16 protein-coding genes are annotated in these 15,738 nt (G+C 64.6%); 7 read left to right on the top strand and 9 right to left on the bottom strand.

Annotated features, from left to right (window positions below):
• Positions 1–131: 131 nt before the first annotated feature.
• The 5 genes from B4F51_RS09140 to cysS all read right to left on the bottom strand — a co-directional run bounded on the left by B4F51_RS09140 (position 132) and on the right by cysS (position 6,183).
• The gene (locus B4F51_RS09140; protein ID WP_296224912.1) at positions 132–1,382 is read right to left on the bottom strand and encodes an aspartate kinase; all 1,251 of its coding nucleotides are present in this window, start codon (positions 1,380–1,382) and stop codon (positions 132–134) included.
• A gap of 95 nt (positions 1,383–1,477) precedes the next feature.
• Positions 1,478–2,887, bottom strand: coding sequence for a tRNA lysidine(34) synthetase TilS (gene tilS / locus B4F51_RS09135; protein ID WP_296224909.1), 1,410 nt, complete (start codon positions 2,885–2,887; stop codon positions 1,478–1,480).
• Complete coding sequence (locus tag B4F51_RS09130) at positions 2,856–3,824, bottom strand: acetyl-CoA carboxylase carboxyltransferase subunit alpha (RefSeq protein WP_296224907.1); 969 nt, start codon at positions 3,822–3,824, stop codon at positions 2,856–2,858. The genes tilS and B4F51_RS09130 overlap by 32 nt, the downstream gene beginning before the upstream one ends.
• An 86-nt stretch (positions 3,825–3,910) precedes the next feature.
• Complete coding sequence (locus tag B4F51_RS09125; protein WP_296224905.1) at positions 3,911–4,795, bottom strand: DNA-3-methyladenine glycosylase family protein; 885 nt, start codon at positions 4,793–4,795, stop codon at positions 3,911–3,913.
• Positions 4,792–6,183 carry a cysteine--tRNA ligase gene (gene cysS / locus B4F51_RS09120; protein WP_296224903.1) on the bottom strand — a complete coding sequence of 464 codons (1,392 nt, stop codon included), beginning with the start codon at positions 6,181–6,183 and terminating at the stop codon, positions 4,792–4,794. The genes B4F51_RS09125 and cysS overlap by 4 nt, the downstream gene beginning before the upstream one ends.
• Positions 6,184–6,435: 252 nt before the next feature.
• On the opposite strand from cysS, the gene B4F51_RS09115 reads away from it, so the two are divergent.
• The 4 genes from B4F51_RS09115 to B4F51_RS09100 are packed head-to-tail and all read left to right on the top strand — an operon-like array spanning position 6,436 to position 9,078.
• Positions 6,436–7,098: a hypothetical protein gene (locus tag B4F51_RS09115; RefSeq protein ID WP_296224901.1), complete on the top strand. Its 663-nt coding sequence runs from the start codon at positions 6,436–6,438 to the stop codon at positions 7,096–7,098.
• 59 nt (positions 7,099–7,157) lie between these two features.
• A complete protein-coding gene (locus B4F51_RS09110; RefSeq protein ID WP_296224899.1) occupies positions 7,158–7,730 on the top strand; it encodes a peptidylprolyl isomerase in 573 nt (190 codons plus the stop codon).
• A 29-nt stretch (positions 7,731–7,759) separates the two neighbouring features.
• The gene (locus B4F51_RS09105) at positions 7,760–8,266 is read left to right on the top strand and encodes a peptidylprolyl isomerase (RefSeq protein ID WP_296224897.1); all 507 of its coding nucleotides are present in this window, start codon (positions 7,760–7,762) and stop codon (positions 8,264–8,266) included.
• Positions 8,263–9,078 carry a UDP-2,3-diacylglucosamine diphosphatase gene (locus B4F51_RS09100; RefSeq protein WP_296224895.1) on the top strand — a complete coding sequence of 272 codons (816 nt, stop codon included), beginning with the start codon at positions 8,263–8,265 and terminating at the stop codon, positions 9,076–9,078. Before B4F51_RS09105 ends, B4F51_RS09100 begins: the two co-directional genes overlap by 4 nt.
• A 21-nt stretch (positions 9,079–9,099) precedes the next feature.
• On the opposite strand, the gene cysE is transcribed toward B4F51_RS09100, so the two are convergent.
• Positions 9,100–9,846, bottom strand: a complete 747-nt coding sequence (gene cysE / locus B4F51_RS09095; protein WP_296224894.1) for a serine O-acetyltransferase — start codon at positions 9,844–9,846, stop codon at positions 9,100–9,102.
• Between the two features lie 145 nt (positions 9,847–9,991).
• Positions 9,992–10,864 (bottom strand): RNA methyltransferase, encoded by an 873-nt coding sequence (locus B4F51_RS09090; RefSeq protein ID WP_296224893.1) that lies wholly within the window; start codon positions 10,862–10,864, stop codon positions 9,992–9,994.
• A 122-nt stretch (positions 10,865–10,986) separates the two neighbouring features.
• Here B4F51_RS09090 and B4F51_RS09085 point away from each other — a divergent pair, with 122 nt between their 5' ends.
• Entirely contained in the window at positions 10,987–11,799 is an 813-nt protein-coding gene (locus B4F51_RS09085; RefSeq protein WP_296224891.1) for an inositol monophosphatase family protein, read from the top strand.
• A 65-nt stretch (positions 11,800–11,864) separates the two neighbouring features.
• On the opposite strand, the gene B4F51_RS09080 is transcribed toward B4F51_RS09085, so the two are convergent.
• On the bottom strand, positions 11,865–12,413 hold the full coding sequence (locus tag B4F51_RS09080; RefSeq protein ID WP_296224889.1) for a helix-turn-helix domain-containing protein: 549 nt from the start codon (positions 12,411–12,413) through the stop codon (positions 11,865–11,867).
• Positions 12,414–12,504: 91 nt separating this feature from the next.
• Here B4F51_RS09080 and B4F51_RS09075 point away from each other — a divergent pair, with 91 nt between their 5' ends.
• Both B4F51_RS09075 and B4F51_RS09070 read left to right on the top strand, forming a co-directional pair.
• The gene (locus tag B4F51_RS09075; RefSeq protein WP_296224888.1) at positions 12,505–13,212 is read left to right on the top strand and encodes a glutamine amidotransferase; all 708 of its coding nucleotides are present in this window, start codon (positions 12,505–12,507) and stop codon (positions 13,210–13,212) included.
• Positions 13,209–13,913 (top strand): MOSC domain-containing protein, encoded by a 705-nt coding sequence (locus tag B4F51_RS09070; RefSeq protein ID WP_296224886.1) that lies wholly within the window; start codon positions 13,209–13,211, stop codon positions 13,911–13,913. The genes B4F51_RS09075 and B4F51_RS09070 overlap by 4 nt, the downstream gene beginning before the upstream one ends.
• Here B4F51_RS09070 and B4F51_RS09065 read toward each other — a convergent pair whose 3' ends face one another.
• On the bottom strand, positions 13,914–15,713 hold the full coding sequence (locus B4F51_RS09065) for a methyl-accepting chemotaxis protein (RefSeq protein ID WP_296224884.1): 1,800 nt from the start codon (positions 15,711–15,713) through the stop codon (positions 13,914–13,916).
• Positions 15,714–15,738: the final 25 nt, after the last annotated feature.

Genomic DNA, 15,738 nt, shown 5'->3' with positions numbered 1-15,738 from the left:
GTCGCAGCGAAGGAGCCCGCGCGACGAAGCGCGTATTCTAGCCACTTCACCCCACCCGGTCAACGACAACTGCATGACAACACGGTGAGAATGTGTGGCCCCGGGTCGCCACCCGGCACCGACTCAAGCGATTACGCCTGATCCAGCTCGAACGCCTTGTGGAGCGCGCGCACAGCCAGCTCCATGTACTTCTCGTCGATCAGCACCGAGATCTTGATCTCGGAGGTGGAGATCATCTGGATGTTGATGCCCTCTTCCGACAGCGTGCGGAACATCTTGCTGGCGATGCCCACATGCGAGCGCATGCCAACGCCCACCACCGACACCTTCGATACCTTCGGGTCGCCCGATATGCTAGCGGCACCGATGTGCGCCTTCACGCTGTCATTCAGGATTGCCAGGGCGCGCTGGTATTCGCCGCGCGGCACGGTGAAGGTGAAGTCCGTCTTGCCTTCCACCGACTGGTTCTGGATGATCATGTCGACGTCGATATTGGCGTCGGCGACCGGACCCAGAATCTGATAAGCGATGCCAGGCTTGTCCGGCACACCGATCACAGTGATCTTGGCTTCGTCGCGCGCAAAGGCGATGCCGGAAATGGCGGCGGCTTCCATGTTCGAATCTTCCTCAAAAGTAATCAGCGTGCCCGAGTTCATTTCAACATCGAGCGGCATCAGCGGGTCGGTCAGCGACGACAGCACGCGGGTCTTCACGCGATACTTGCCGGCAAACTCCACAGAGCGAATCTGCAGCACCTTCGAGCCGAGGCTGGCCATTTCCAGCATCTCCTCGAAGGTGATCTTGTCCAGGCGACGGGCGTCGTCCACCACGCGCGGGTCTGTGGTGTACACGCCGTCGACGTCGGTGTAGATCAGGCATTCGTCGGCCTCAAGCGCGGCGGCAATCGCCACTGCCGAGGTATCCGAACCGCCGCGACCAAGCGTGGTGATGTGGCCTTCGCCGTCGATACCCTGAAAGCCAGTGATGACGACCACGCGGCCGGCATCGAGATCAGCGCGCACGCGCTCGTCGTCGATCGACTGGATGCGCGCCTTGGTATAAGCCGAATCGGTCTTTACCGGCACCTGCCAGCCGGTGTAGCTGCGGGCGTCGATGCCCTCGGCGTGCAGCGCGATGGCCAGCAGACCCACACTCACCTGCTCGCCGGTGGAGGCAATCATGTCGAGTTCACGCGGGTCGGGCTGGGCCGAAATCTCTTTGGCCAGACCCAGCAGGCGGTTGGTTTCACCGGACATGGCCGAAGGAACGACCACGACTTGGTGACCCGCGCGGTGCCACTTGGCCACGCGCTTGGCGACGTTCTTGATGCGTTCAACTGAACCCATCGACGTGCCGCCGTATTTGTGAACGATGAGAGCCATCTTGGAAAGATCGAGAGGAGGCGGGCGGTGCAAAAGCTTTTAAAAATACAGCAATTTGCACCCATCAGCAAGCAATATACCCGTCAAGATTCGTGTCAGCGCACGCCCTCGCCCGCCGGATGCCAGGCGATATGCCAGCCCGGCCCTTCACCGGCGGCCGCCCAGTCGATACCGAGTCCGGCGGCAAAAACCAGCGTATCGCCAGCGTACAGCAGTGGCAGCCACGGCCGTTCCCATGCCGGCACGCCGGTCTCCTGATACGCCTGTTTGAGCGCCCGCGACGGGCCGCCTCGGCGCAGCACGATGCGCTCCCCGCCCCGGCGTGGCGCCAACAATAACGGCGCCTGCAGGCGTTTCGCCGCGATACCGATTTCCATTGGCGAGAACACCAGCATCCCGCCCCAAGCCGCGACATCCACGCGCTGTTCAACGGGCCGCAGCGGGTCGAACTGCGCGGCATCGATCACGACGGCGGCGGGCACAACGCCATCGTCCGCACGCAGCTCGATCCGCGCGACACCGCGATAGCGCCTGACCTGCCCCGTCGGCAGCCGGACGCGCAGCGCGCCGTCGTCACGCGCCTCGGTCAGTTGGATACGCAGATCATCCAGGCGGCGCGCGGACACTGCGCGCATGGCGGACGAGGCAATCCATGCGCGCAATACCGCACGCTGGCGCGGCACCGACAACGCGGACAGCGCCATGACGTCAAGCTCGCCGGCTGGCGTAATCCTCGCCAGATCCGCCTGCGCCACTTCCGCGATCAACGCAGCCGCATCGGCCAAGTGGGCAGCGCTGCGGGAGAGCGCGTCACGGTACGCAGGAAAATGCTCGACCATACCCGCGAGCAGCGGGCGCAGCGCGTTGCGCGCATAGCGATCGTCGGCGTTGGAGGGATCGTCGACCCACGTCAGGGCATGGACCTGCGCATAGCCTTCAATCGCATCGCGCGGCACATCGAGCCACGGACGCAGCAGCGTCAATCCGGCCGCACGCTCGATCGGCATGGCCGCGAGACCGTCGAGACCGGCGCCGCGCAGCAGTTGCAGCAAGACCGTTTCGGCCTGATCGTCCTGGTGATGTGCGGTCAGCAAGATCGCCGCGCCTGCCGCCCGGCACATTGCAGTCAATGCAGCGTAGCGGGCGTCACGGGCGGCTTCTTCAACCCCCTGCCCCGCATCGGTCGCAACGTGCACGCGACGCACGCGGAATTCGACGCCAAACTCCTGCGCCATGCGCGCACACGTCGCCTCCCAGGCATCCGCATCGGCCTGCAAGCCGTGATGGATATGCAGAGCGACGAGCCGCACGCGTGCGCCGGCATCGCGCCACGCCGCGCAGGCGTGCAGCAGCGCTGCGGAATCCCGACCGCCCGATAGCGCAATCGCCACCGTCGGCACCTCGCCAGAAACAACAAAGGCCGCACACGCGGCAACGCGTTGTGCGACCTTGTCGATCAGGCTGGCGGACGGATCAGCGGCCGTCGGTTTCCTTGAACTTGCCATAGGCCATCAGGCGCTCATGACGGCGCGCCTGCAATTCCGATGTCTTCATGCCCTGGAACTGGCGCAGCGATTCGGCCAGCGCGCGCTTGAGCATGGCCGCCATGCCCTTCGGATCGCGGTGCGCGCCACCCAGCGGCTCGTTGACGATCTTGTCGATCAGGCCAAGCGCCTTCAAGCGGTGTGCGGTCAGGCCCATTGCCTCGGCGGCTTCCGGCGCCTTCTCGGCGGTCTTCCACAGGATCGACGCGCAGCCTTCCGGCGAAATCACGGCGTACGTAGCGAACTGGAGCATGATCACCGAATCACCCATGGCGATGGCCAGCGCGCCGCCCGAACCGCCCTCACCGATGATGGTGGCGATGAGCGGCACCTTCAGGCCTGCCATGACGAACAGGTTGTGGCCGATGGCCTCGGACTGGCCGCGCTCTTCGGCGTCGATGCCCGGGAAAGCGCCCGGCGTATCGACAAACGTGAAGATCGGCAGACCAAACTTGTCGGCAAGCTCCATCAGGCGCTTGGCCTTGCGGTAGCCCTCGGGCTTGGACATGCCGAAGTTGCGCAGCGCGCGCTCCTTGGTGTCGCGGCCTTTCTGGTGGCCGATCACCATGCATGCCTGCCCATTGAAGCGCGCCAGGCCACCCACGATCGACAAGTCGTCCGCGAAGGTGCGGTCGCCGTGCAGTTCGTGGAAGTCGGTGAAGATTTCGCGGACGTAGTCGAGCGTGTAAGGACGCTGCGGGTGCCGGGCGATCTGCGCGACCTGCCAGGGCGTCAGGTTGGCGTACAGATCCTTGGTCAGTTGCTGGCTCTTGACGGCCAAGCGGGAGATTTCTTCAGAAATATCGACAGCCGAATCGTCTTGAACGAAACGAAGTTCTTCGATCTTCGCCTCGAGCTCCGCGATCGGTTGCTCGAACTCCAGGAAGGTTGTTTTCATGGATCTTCTGAAAGGCTCTTGAAGGCGCGCATTCTACCGGATTTTGACCGCCGGTCGACGCTGCGCGTTTCATCGAAATGGATAGATCAATAGGTGGTCGCCGTGTCTAGGCTGCGCCACATATACCAAGTTGCCACGGTGCGCCACGGTTCCCAGTTGGCGGCCACCTCCCGCGCTTCGCTGCGGGTGACGGGTTCGCCACTGAAGTAATTCTGTGAAATCGCGTTGATGAGCCCGATGTCATCCAGCGGCAGCACATTCGGGCGCATCAGGTTGAACATCAGGAACATCTCCGCCGTCCAGCGGCCAATGCCGCGGATTTGCGTGAGTTCAGCGATGACGTCCTCGTCTTCCATCTCGGCCCACTTGGCTACGTGGACCGTGCCATTGCGGAAGTGATCCGCCAGATCGAGGATGTACTCCGCCTTACGCTTGGACAGGCCGCAGCCAGCCAGCTTTTCCTGGCCCGCGCGCAGGAATTGCGCAGGCACCAGCTTCGGGCAGACAGCCGCCACCCGCTCCCAAACAGATTGCGCCGCCTTCACCGAAATCTGCTGACCAACGATCGAACGCGCCAGTGTCACGAACGGATCGCCACGCGAGGCCAGATGCGCTGGGCCATAGGCGGGAATGATCTTGCGCAGGATACGGTCACGCTTCATGAGATCGGCGCACGCTTCCTGCCAGTAGGCGGGCGGGCCGGAGAGCACGACCTCGGTTAGCTCCGGAGCCACTTCGTTGGCACCGAGCGCCTCGGGCAGCGGTACCTTCGACGCAGGAGCGCGCTTGGCCGGAGCCTTCTCGGCAACCTTGCCGGCCTTGATGGCTGGAGTCTTGGCGGCGACCGTCTTGCTGGCAACACCGTCGACCTTCTTGGCCGCCGCTTTCTTGGCAGCAGGCGCCTTCACGGCCGGCACTTTCTTGGTGGCGGCACTGCGCGCCGCGCTGGCTTTCTTGGCCACCGCGTTCATGCGCGTCTCCACTCGGTCACGCCGCCCGGCTTGTCTTCCAGCACGATGCCTGCAGCCAGCAGATCGGCACGAATGCCGTCGGCACGAGAAAAGTCGCGGGCGGCCTTGGCAGCGCGACGCTCTTCAATGCGCGCCTCCACTTCGGTGGCATCGAGGCCATCAGCGCTCACGCCGCCTTGCAGGAACGCATGTGGATCCCGACCGAGCAGGCCCATCACGCCGGCCAGTGCGGCCAACTGATTGGCTTGCTCGGGTGAGCGCGTCTTGTTCACTTCGCTCGCCAATTCGAACAACACCGAGACAGCCACGGGTGTGTTGAAGTCATCGTTCATCGCCTCGCGGAAACGCTTGCCGTGCGCCTCGCTCCAGTCAGGCTTGGCGTCAGCGGCAGCGGGCACATCCTTGAGCGCGGTGTACAGGCGCGTGAGCGCGTGGCGGGCATCGTTCAGGTGGGCGTCGCTGTAGTTCAGGTCGCTGCGATAGTGCGAACGCAGGATGAAGAAGCGCACGACTTCAGCGTCGTACACCTTCAGCACGTCACGGATGGTGAAGAAGTTGCCGAGCGATTTCGACATCTTCTCGTCATTCACACGCACGAAGCCGTTGTGCATCCACGTGTTGACGAAGGTGTTGCCGTTGGCGCCCTCGGACTGGGCGATCTCGTTTTCGTGGTGCGGGAACTGCAGGTCGGCGCCGCCGCCGTGCAGGTCGAAATGCTCACCGAGCAACTCGCAGCTCATCGCCGAGCACTCGATGTGCCAACCGGGACGGCCCTCGCCCCACGGCGAGGCCCAGCGCGATTCGGCCGGCTCGTCGGCCTTGGCAGATTTCCACAGCACGAAGTCCAGCGGATCCTGCTTGGCGTCATTGGCGGCCACCCGTTCGCCGGCGCGCAGGTCTTCGAGCGACTTGCCCGAGAGCTTGCCGTAGCCGGGGAACTTGCGCACGGCATAGTTCACGTCGCCGTCGGTCGCCTGGTAGGCCAGGCCGTTGGCCTGCAGCTTGCCGATCATGCTCAGCATCTGCGGCACGTATTGCGTGGCGCGCGGCTCGTGGTCGGGGCGCTGCACGCCAAGCGCGTCGGCGTCTTCGTGCATCGCCTGGATAAAGCGGGTGGTAAGCGCGCTCATGGTCTCGCCGTTCTCGACCGCACGCTTGATGATCTTGTCGTCGATGTCGGTGATGTTACGCACGTAGGTCACGTCATAGCCCGACGCGCGCAGCCAGCGCTGCACCATGTCGAACACCACCATCACCCGCGCATGCCCGACGTGACAGTAGTCGTACACCGTCATCCCGCACACGTACATGCGCACGCGGCCGGGTTCGATGGGGACGAACGTCTGTTTCTCACGCGCGAGCGTGTTGTAGATCTTGAGTGATTCCATGAGGCGGTGTCGGGAAATTCAGCGCGCCGCCACGTACTGGGGTACTGGGCGTGATGCCGGCGGGCATAGACAACAAACGATGCGCGTGCGCGCGCAAATTAACGGCATATCTTACCGGAACTGAACCAACGGGTTAGTCCGGCCGAACGGCCGTCCTGCTCCCCGTCAAGAACCTTATCCGGCGTGCATGGCCGCTGCTACGCACAAAGACGGTTTGTTAGAATGCGGCGGAGTATAACGGAACCGATTCTCATGAACAGTACGCTGCGAGATCGCGCTGTAACCCTGTGCGCTGCCACCCTGCTTGTCGCGTCAGCCGCACCGGCCTTCGCCCAGACCGCCGGCATTGCCCTGCCGGCCGACCTGACGCCCAGCACCCAGCAGCCGCCGCAGATCGCGCGCCAGAAGCGTGTGGACGACTGGCTCACCAAGAAGCAATACGCCCAGGCACTGGCCGAACTGGACAAGGAAATCGCCGAACAACCGCGCAACGCGCAGGCCCGCTTCCAGCGCGGTGTGGCGCTCGCCGGTCTGGGCCGCAGCGACGATGCCGTCGTCGCCTTCAGCCAGATGACGCAGGATTTTCCCGAACTGCCTGAGCCGTACATCAACCTGGCCGCGCTCTATGCCGAACGCGGCGAACTGCTACGCGCCCGCGAAAGCCTGCTCATGGCGAGCCGCGTAGCGCCGGAGAATGCGCTGGCGCAGGCCAACCTCGGCGACATCTATGTCCGCCTGGCCGCGCAGTCTTATCAGAGCGCGCTCAAGCTCAACCCCAAGAACGCCACCGCGCGTGCACGTCTGGACGCCCTGCCCGATGTGCCGGGCGTGCGTCCTGCCGCAGCGCCCGCAAAACCGGCTGCCGCCGTGTTGCCCGCCGCCAGCGGCGTGAGCGCCAAGCCCGCCAAGCCGTAACCAAAAAAAGCAAGGCGCGGCCGATCCCGTTTTTCCCACCCCCCAAGATCTTCTAGACCATGCTCCGTATCCGCTCTCTCTTTGCCGGGCTCGTGTGTGCGCTGGCCGTGTCCGCAGCCGCGGCTGCCTCGCCCGCGCCGCGCGTGCAGTTCAAGACGTCGATGGGTAACTTCACCGTCGAGGTGTATCCGGACAAGGCGCCCAAAACGGTGGCCAACTTCCTGCAATACGTGAAGGACGGTTTCTACAAGGGCACGATCTTCCACCGCGTGATGGACGGCTTCATGATCCAGGGCGGAGGCTTCACGCCGGACATGAAACAGAAGGACACCCGCCCGCCCATCGAAATCGAATCGAAGAACGGCCTGAAGAACGACAAGTACACCATTGCCATGGCCCGCACGATGGATCCGAACTCTGCCACGGCGCAGTTCTATGTGAACGTGGTCGATAACAACATGCTGAACTACCCTGGTCAGGACGGTTACGGCTACACCGTCTTCGGTAAGGTGGTCGACGGTACCGACACCATCGACAAGATCAAGGCCGTCGAAACGACCACCAAGTTCCCGCACCAGAACGTGCCCGTGAAGCCGATCGTGATTGAATCGGCCACGGTCGTCTCCAAGTAACGCTTTTGCATCACCCTAAGGAATTCACCATGACCCAAGTCAAGCTGCACACCAACCACGGTGACATCACCCTCGAACTCAACGCGGAAAAGGCACCCAAGTCTGTCGCGAACTTTCTCGCTTACGTCAAGGACGGCCACTACAACGGCACGGTGTTCCACCGCGTCATCAAGGGCTTCATGATCCAGGGCGGCGGCTTCGAGGCCGGCGAGAAGATGAATCAGAAGCCCACCAAGGCCCCGATCGACAACGAAGCCAACAACGGCCTGAAGAACGAGCGCGGCGCAATTGCCATGGCACGCACCAACGATCCGCACTCGGCCACCGCCCAATTCTTCATCAACACGGTCGACAACGATTTCCTGAACCACACCTCGCCCACGCCGCAAGGCTGGGGCTACGCCGTGTTCGGCAAGGTTACTGAAGGCATGGACGTGGTCGACAAGATCCGCGCCGTGCGCACAGGCAACCGCGGCTTCCACCAGGACGTGCCGCTGGAAGACGTGGTCATCGAAAGCGCCGAAGTGATCGAATGAACGACGCGGCACGCGCCACAATGGTGTCTGCACTGAAGACACCGGTCCGGGTTTCCGGGCCGGTGTTTTTTATTTCGGATCTGCACTTGTCGGCCGGCATGCCCGCCACGGCTGCAGCGTTCGAGCGCTTCATGCGCGCGCGCGCGCGCGAGGCACGCACGCTCGTCATCCTGGGCGACTTCTTTGAATACTGGGTGGGCGATGAAGAACTCGCCGATCCTTTCCACCAGCACATCGCCCGCCTGCTCGCCGAACTCGCGAACGCAGGCACGCGCGTGCTGTTCATGCACGGCAACCGCGACTTTCTGCTCGGCCAACGTTTCCTGACCGCCGCGCACGCCACGCTACTGCTCGACCCCAGCTTGCTGGAAGCCGATGGTCAGCGCATCGTGCTTGCCCACGGCGATGCGCTCTGCACGCGCGACGTGGCCTACATGAGCTTTCGCCACTGGACACGCAAACGCTGGGTGCAGCAAGTTTTTCTGATGATGCCGCTACGTTGGCGATTGAAGATCGCGCAGCGGATGCGCGCCGAGAGTGAAGCCGGCCGCGCCATGTCCGCCAACGTGGCAGGCGAACCGCGCGCGGCGGCGATGATGGGCGACGTGGCGCCCGAAGCCGTCGATGCCCTGTTCAAGTTGGCCGACACACCCACGCTGATCCACGGCCACACGCACCGCCCGCAACTGCATCACGAGCCGAGCGGTGAGCGCTGGGTTCTTTCCGACTGGGATTTCGATCACGCGCAGCCGCGCGGCAGCTTTCTCAAGCTGCAGGATGGCACGCTGACGGTCGAGCAAGTGGCGGCATAAGCTGCTGCCACCCGCCCTTCCCTACTTGAGCATCCGCTTCAACTCGCTAGCATCGAACGGATCGTTCGGCGAGTTCTCCAGGTGTGCGCCCAGGCGATCGAGCACGGAGAGAATCGACTCGATGCGCTCCTGCTGGAGCACGCTGTGGTCGATCAACCGCTTGAGCGCCAGCGACACCGGATCGTCCGCATCGGGCGTGATGCCGTAGGCGGAAAACTCCTGTTTGAGCGCCGGCTGCACCTCGCTGGGCACATCGCGTTCGATGATGCGCGCCGGAATACCGACCGCCGTCGCGCCCGCAGGCACCGGCTTGAGCACCACCGCGTTGGACCCCACGCGCGCCCCATCACCGATCACGAACCCGCCGAGAACCTTGGCACCCGCACTCACCACCACGCCCTTGCCGAGCGTCGGGTGGCGCTTGGCCCCCTTGTAAAGGGACGTACCGCCAAGCGTCACACCCTGGTAGATCGTGCAGTCATCACCAATCTCAGCCGTCTCGCCAATCACCACGCCCATGCCATGATCGATGAACACGCGCCGGCCAACGGTCGCGCCCGGGTGGATCTCGATACCGGTCAGGAATCGCCCGAGGTGCGAGAACCAGCGCCCCAGCAACTTGAAGCCTCCGTGCCAACACGCATGCGCCACCCGATGGACGATGATGGCGTGCAGGCCCGGGTAGCAGGTCAGCACTTCCCAGCGGCTGCGCGCGGCCGGGTCTCGCTCCATGATGGCGCGGATATCTTCGCGAATGCGTGTGAACATCTTGGGTAGTGTGGATCGTTATGAAACTACCGCGCATCGATGTGCGCTGAGGGCAGTGTAAGGCATTCCCTTACCGCGCTGCGGCAAGGGTCTTGGCCCAACATGCTTGGGGATGCCGCCTCCTGGTAGGCGGCTTGCCTGGCGGTCAGCGACAGTCGTCGGCCGCACCGGTGGGTGGCGTCACTGCATCGGCGCGGCGGCCGAGCATGCGCTTGGCGATCCCGCGCAGAATGTTGACCTCCTCGGCCTCCAGCTGCGTGCGTGCAAACAGACGACGCAGGCGCGGCATCAGCTTCTTCGGCTGGGCCGGGTCAAGAAAGCCGATTTCGACAAGGCCGCGCTCCAGGTGATCGAACATGCCGTCGATTTGCTCTGCGGTGGCCGGCTCGCCGATGAAGCCGACGCCATCCATGCGCGTGTCGCCCGTGCCTGTTTCGGCCAGCAGCGCCATGCGCACTTCATACGCAATCAACTGCACTGCCTGCGACAGATTCAACGAGGCATAGGCCGGATTGGCCGGGATGTGCGTGACGACGTGGCAGCGCTCCACCACGTCGTTCGGCAAGCCGAAGCGCTCGTTGCCGAACACAAACGCGACCGTGGTGTCGGGCGCAGCCAGCAAGGCGGCTACCTCTTCCGCCGCAGCACGCGGACCGATGCGGCGCGGACCAAATTCGCGCGGGCGGGCAGTCAGTGCGACGGTGAGCGAGGCACCGGCCAGCGCCTCGCCGATGTCGCCGACCACGCGGGCGTCGGCCAGCACATCGTCGGCGCCGCTTGCCATGGCAATGGCATCGGCGTTGGACGGGGCATTGGCCTCGCGCGGGCGCACGAGCACGAAGCTGCCCGATTCGCCGAACCCCATGGTCTTGAGCGCGCGTGCCGTGGAGCCGACATTGCCCGGGTGGCTGGTTTCGACCAGCACGAAGCGGCAGCGCGCGGCCCGCTGGCGCAACGTTTCGGGGTCGGCGAGCGCAGCGTTCGGCGTGTTTTCCAGGGCGCTGGAGACGGGGTTCATATACAATACGGCCACTCATTTGACGGCGGGCAGGATCGTGAGATCGGCCCGCCGCTCGTTCTTCTACAATTCGCTGTGTTGTTCGCCTGCCGCCAAAAGCGTGTCAGGCGCGGAGATCCGTCATGCATCCGATGCTCAATATCGCCGTCCGGGCTGCCCGCAAGGCCGGCACCATCATCAACCGCGCGTCCTTCGACGTCGATAGCCTGCGCACCGAGCGCAAACGACACAACGATTTCGTCACCGAAGTCGATCGCGCGGCCGAAGCCGCGATCATCGAAGTCATCAAGACAGCGTACCCCGATCACGCGATTCTAGCGGAAGAGTCTGGCCAGTCCTGGGCCGACGGCGAAACCGCCAGCGAAAACGTCTGGGTCATCGACCCGCTGGACGGCACCACCAATTTCATCCATGGCTTTCCGCAATATGCGGTGTCGATCGCGCTGATCCAGCGTGGCGTCGTCACGCAAGCCGTGGTGTACGACCCGTCGCGCGACGAGCTCTTCACCGCCTCCAAGGGTGCGGGCGCCTTCCTGAACAACCGCCGCATCCGCGTCACGCGCCGTGACAAGCTGGCCGACTGCCTGATCGGCACCGGCTTCCCCTATCGCGACATGGAAGGCCTGTACGACTACACCCGCCTGTTCGCCACCATGACGGAAAACTGTGCTGGCCTGCGTCGCCCGGGTGCCGCGGCATTGGACCTCGCCTACGTGGCCTGCGGCCGCCTCGATGGCTTCTTCGAGCAAGGCCTGAACGCATGGGACATGGCCGCCGGCTCGCTGCTGATCACGGAATCGGGCGGCCTGGTGGGCAACTATTGCGGCGAATCGGGCTACCTGGACCAGGGCGAAATCCTGGCCGGCAACCCGAAGGCCTTCGTGCAGATGATCAGGATCACGACGCCGTTTTCGCGGTCGAAGGCTGAGGCTTGAGCGGCGCAAGTTGCTTCAAACAAGAAAGCCCGCGTGATGCGGGCTTTTTCTCTTATAAGTGACGTTTAGTCAGCTCGCTCCGCCGGGGCACTCACCACCACCAATACCTCCGCCTGCGTCTTCCCCACTGAGCGCGTCCGATGCGGGATGCGTGCATCGAACACCACCGAATCTCCTACCGCCAACCGCACAGTCTGTCCGGCAAAGGCGACCTCCACTTCGCCGCGATGCACGAACAGCAGCTCTTCGCCGTCGTGCTCCTTGAACGGCGACGCGCTGAAATCGGCCGGCGGGTAGATGACGAACGGCAGCAGCGTCTTCCCGCTGCGCTGCGTGGCGATACCCTCGTACAGCGGCTGCGAGCCGAGGTTGCCAACCCGCGTGCGCTCGCCCGCCCGCACGACGGTGATGGCGGCGGCTGAGGCGGCTTCGCCGAACAAGTCCTCGGCGGGCACGCCCAGCGCCTGCGCCAGCTTCATCGCCACGGCAATCGACGGCACGGACACACCGCGCTCGACCTTGGAGAGGTAGCTTTTGGTCAGGCCGGTGCGTTCAGCCAGCGTCTCCAGCGTCCAGCCGTGATTTTTTCGCAGCGGTTTGAGGCGTACGGTCATGGGGATGAGAGTGTCATTGCTTTCGACTAGATTGTCACATAAGACACCTCGTGTCATACAATGACGCATCCTTCGATCTCCCTCGCCGGCCATGAAAACCGCCCTCGCCTTGCGCCACGTTCCCTTCGAGCACCTTGGCGTGCTGCAGCCGCTGCTGGAAGCACGCCGCTATCACGTGCGCTATGTGGACGCGGGCGTGCAGCCCTTGCCTGCTGGTGAGATGGAGGCGGCTGACCTGCTCGTCGTGCTGGGTGGCCCCATCGGGGCATACGACGATGAGACCTATCCGTTCGTGCGTGAAGAAACCGACGCCATCGCGCGGCGGCTGGCCGCACGTAAGCCACTGCTCGGCATCTGTCTGGGTGCGCAGTTGATGGCGCGGGCGCTGGGCTCTGCCGTCAAGCCGATGGGCGTGAAGGAGATCGGCTTTGCGCCTGTGACACTCACAGCAAAGGGTGCCAACTCGCCACTCGCCCCGCTGGCCGACGGCACGCCGGTATTGCACTGGCATGGAGACCGCTACGACTTGCCGCCCGGCGCGCGCCGACTGGCTTCGACGGCAGTCTGCGCAGAACAGGCATTCGCCGTCGGCGATCACGCGCTCGGCCTGCAATTTCATCTCGAAGCCAACCTCGACGAACTGGAAGCTTGGCTGATCGGGCATGCAGCCGAACTCGGTGCGGCAGGCATCGACCCGCGTGCGTTACGCGCTCAGGCACCGGCGTTGGCGCAGCGCCTGTCGCAACGCGCCCGCGAAGTCTTCACCACATGGCTCGACCGCGCGGAGGCCGCCGCATGACGTTGCCCGCTCCTATCCGCATCAACGCCATCCTGACCGGTCGCGCGGTCGAATACACGCGGCCAGGCTCACGCAGCGCCATCGACAAACGCCCCGTGGCCGACGCCGTACAGATCGACCTGAACGGCATCGTCGGTGACGAGCAAGGCGACCGACGCGTGCACGGCGGCCCCGACAAGGCGATCCACCATTACCCGTTCGACCACTACGCTGCGTGGCAGGCGGACATCGGCGCGCTGCCAGTGCTGGCTCGGCCCGGCGCGTTTGGCGAGAACCTGAGCACGATGGGCATCACCGAAGCCGACATCTGCGTGGGTGACCGCCTGCGTGCGGGCGACGTAGTGCTGGAGGTGTCGCAGCTGCGTCAGCCCTGCTGGAAACTCAACGACCGCTTCAACACGCGCGACATGGCGCGCCGCGTGCAGCACAGCGGCCGCACGGGCTGGTATTACCGGGTACTGGAAGGTGGCACGCTGCGCGTGGGCGACACGTTGGCATGGCTCGAACGCCCATGGCCGCAATGGCCGCTGGCGCGCGTGCTGGACGTGCTCTATCGCAACATGCTCGATCGCACCGCGCTGGAAGCGATGCTGGCGCTGCCGCTCACGCCCTCGTGGCGCAAGCTCGTGGAAGGCCGCCTCGCGCGGGGCGAGGTGGAAAGCTGGGCCAAGCGCATCGATGGCCCAGCGCTGGATGCCTGATCAGAAGGTTTCCCAATCCGCATCGGAGCCGCCACCCGCCACGGCCAAGGGCGGCTTCTTGGCGGAGGCGGGACCGGGAGCCATCGAGACAGCGGCAGCCGCCTGAGCGGCCATCTTCGGTTCACGCTTGCGAACTGCGGGGCGCGCGGATTGGCTCGGCTTGCTGGTTGCCGTGACGGTGGCGGCTACAGGCTTGGCCGGTTTCGCCGGTTGCAGCGCTGCGACGGCGCCCTCCCCGCCATCCAGGCGGAACTGCGAAACCACCTGCGTGAGGTTCTGCGCCTGTTCTTCCAGCGACTGCGCGGCGGCGGCGGCCTGCTCCACCAACGCGGCGTTCTGCTGCGTTACCTGCTCCATCTCCGACACCGCCTGCCCGATCTGCAGAATGCCTTGCGTTTGCTCTTCCGACGCGGAGGCAATGTCTTCGACAATGTTGGCGACACGGCGCACAGCCTCCACCGTCTCGGTGATGGTCTCGCCCGCCTGCGCCACCTGCGTGTGGCCGGCCTGCACGCGAGACACCGAATCGTCGATCAGCGCCTTGATCTCCTTGGCCGCTGCCGCGCTGCGCTGCGCCAATGCACGCACCTCGCCCGCCACCACGGCAAACCCGCGCCCCTGCTCGCCGGCGCGTGCCGCTTCCACCGCAGCGTTGAGCGCCAGGATGTTGGTCTGGAAGGCGATCCCGTCGATCACGCCGATGATGTCGGCCATCTTGCGCGAGCCGGCACTGATGTCATCCATGGTGGCCACCACGCCGCGCACCACGTCGCCGCCGCGCGAGGCCAGATCGGCGGCATTCGATGCCAGCGCGCTGGCCTGGCGGGCGCTCTCGGAGTTGTTGGTGACGGTGGAAGTCATCTGCTCCATGCTCGCGGCGGTCTTCTCCAGCGAGGCCGATTGCTGCTCGGTACGCGAGGACAGATCCAGGTTGCCACTGGCGATTTCGTGCGCGCCAGTGTTGACTGAATCCGAACTGCTGCGCACCTGGCGCACCGTATTCACCAGACTCTCGCGCATGCGGGCCACGGCCGAGAGCAAGCGGCCCAGCTCATTGCGGCCACCTGCCTTCACCTGGGCCGACAGGTCACCCTCGGCCACGCGCGTCAGCACAGCCACGGCCTCGCTGAGCGGCGTGATCACAAACGCCTTGAGCCCATAGAACACGGCAACGATCAGCGCAAGCGCCATGACATTGCCCAGCGCAACGAACTTGAGGATCAACTGGTAGCGTGCGCGGCCACCATCGGTTTCCTCCTGCGCCAACCGCTTGACGAGTTGCTGGAAGCGCTCGATCTCCACCGACCAAGCGGCCCCCGTTGCCGTCACGTCCTTGTAGTTGATGGCGGCATAGCCAGCGGCATCGCCAGCGCGCAGTGCGGTCATGGCGCGCTGCACCGCGTCGATGTGCGCCTGCGCGGCCCGGACGATCGACTGGCGCAACGCGTCATCGACGCCTCCGATGGACGGTGCGCTCTTGAACGCGTCCAGTTGCGCGATGGACTTCTTCAGGCCCTTCTCCGAGCTCTCGAGGGCAGCCGCCTTGGAAGCCTCATCCATGTTTTCGCGCAGCGCACCGTACAGGCGCGACATGCCGGTACGGCAGCGCTGCATGTCCTTGTAGGCATCGTTGAGCAGCATGCTGCGATCCGCGATGTCATACACGCGCCCGGTGCTTTCGTTGGTTGTGCGCAGGGCAAGCACGCCCACTGCCGCCCCGACCACGATCATCAACGCAAAGGTGATCAGAATCGCCAGCAGGCCAGCGCGGACGCTGGTGTTTTTCAGAATGCGGTCCATCGTTGTCTCCAGAATCCGGCCCGCG

Source organism: Ralstonia sp. UBA689 (assembly GCF_002298975.1).
Taxonomy (GTDB): domain Bacteria; phylum Pseudomonadota; class Gammaproteobacteria; order Burkholderiales; family Burkholderiaceae; genus Ralstonia.
The sequence above is the reverse complement of the archived record's forward strand: the minus strand, read 5'-3'. Positions and strand labels throughout refer to the sequence as shown.

Excerpts from the sequence above, each read along its gene's own strand:
- B4F51_RS09125 (WP_296224905.1), bottom strand. The coding sequence starts at position 4,795 with ATGAACGCGGTGGCCAAGAAAGCCAGCGCGGCGCGCAGTGCCGCCACC.
- B4F51_RS09065 (WP_296224884.1), bottom strand. The coding sequence starts at position 15,713 with ATGGACCGCATTCTGAAAAACACCAGCGTCCGCGCTGGCCTGCTGGCG.
- B4F51_RS09105 (WP_296224897.1), top strand. The coding sequence starts at position 7,760 with ATGACCCAAGTCAAGCTGCACACCAACCACGGTGACATCACCCTCGAA.
- B4F51_RS09140 (WP_296224912.1), bottom strand. The coding sequence starts at position 1,382 with ATGGCTCTCATCGTTCACAAATACGGCGGCACGTCGATGGGTTCAGTT.
- B4F51_RS09075 (WP_296224888.1), top strand. The coding sequence starts at position 12,505 with ATGAAAACCGCCCTCGCCTTGCGCCACGTTCCCTTCGAGCACCTTGGC.
- B4F51_RS09090 (WP_296224893.1), bottom strand. The coding sequence starts at position 10,864 with ATGAACCCCGTCTCCAGCGCCCTGGAAAACACGCCGAACGCTGCGCTC.
- cysS (WP_296224903.1), bottom strand. The coding sequence starts at position 6,183 with ATGGAATCACTCAAGATCTACAACACGCTCGCGCGTGAGAAACAGACG.
- B4F51_RS09080 (WP_296224889.1), bottom strand. The coding sequence starts at position 12,413 with ATGACCGTACGCCTCAAACCGCTGCGAAAAAATCACGGCTGGACGCTG.
- B4F51_RS09085 (WP_296224891.1), top strand. The coding sequence starts at position 10,987 with ATGCATCCGATGCTCAATATCGCCGTCCGGGCTGCCCGCAAGGCCGGC.
- tilS (WP_296224909.1), bottom strand. The coding sequence starts at position 2,887 with ATGGCAAGTTCAAGGAAACCGACGGCCGCTGATCCGTCCGCCAGCCTG.
- B4F51_RS09130 (WP_296224907.1), bottom strand. The coding sequence starts at position 3,824 with ATGAAAACAACCTTCCTGGAGTTCGAGCAACCGATCGCGGAGCTCGAG.
- B4F51_RS09070 (WP_296224886.1), top strand. The coding sequence starts at position 13,209 with ATGACGTTGCCCGCTCCTATCCGCATCAACGCCATCCTGACCGGTCGC.
- B4F51_RS09100 (WP_296224895.1), top strand. The coding sequence starts at position 8,263 with ATGAACGACGCGGCACGCGCCACAATGGTGTCTGCACTGAAGACACCG.
- B4F51_RS09110 (WP_296224899.1), top strand. The coding sequence starts at position 7,158 with ATGCTCCGTATCCGCTCTCTCTTTGCCGGGCTCGTGTGTGCGCTGGCC.
- cysE (WP_296224894.1), bottom strand. The coding sequence starts at position 9,846 with ATGTTCACACGCATTCGCGAAGATATCCGCGCCATCATGGAGCGAGAC.
- B4F51_RS09115 (WP_296224901.1), top strand. The coding sequence starts at position 6,436 with ATGAACAGTACGCTGCGAGATCGCGCTGTAACCCTGTGCGCTGCCACC.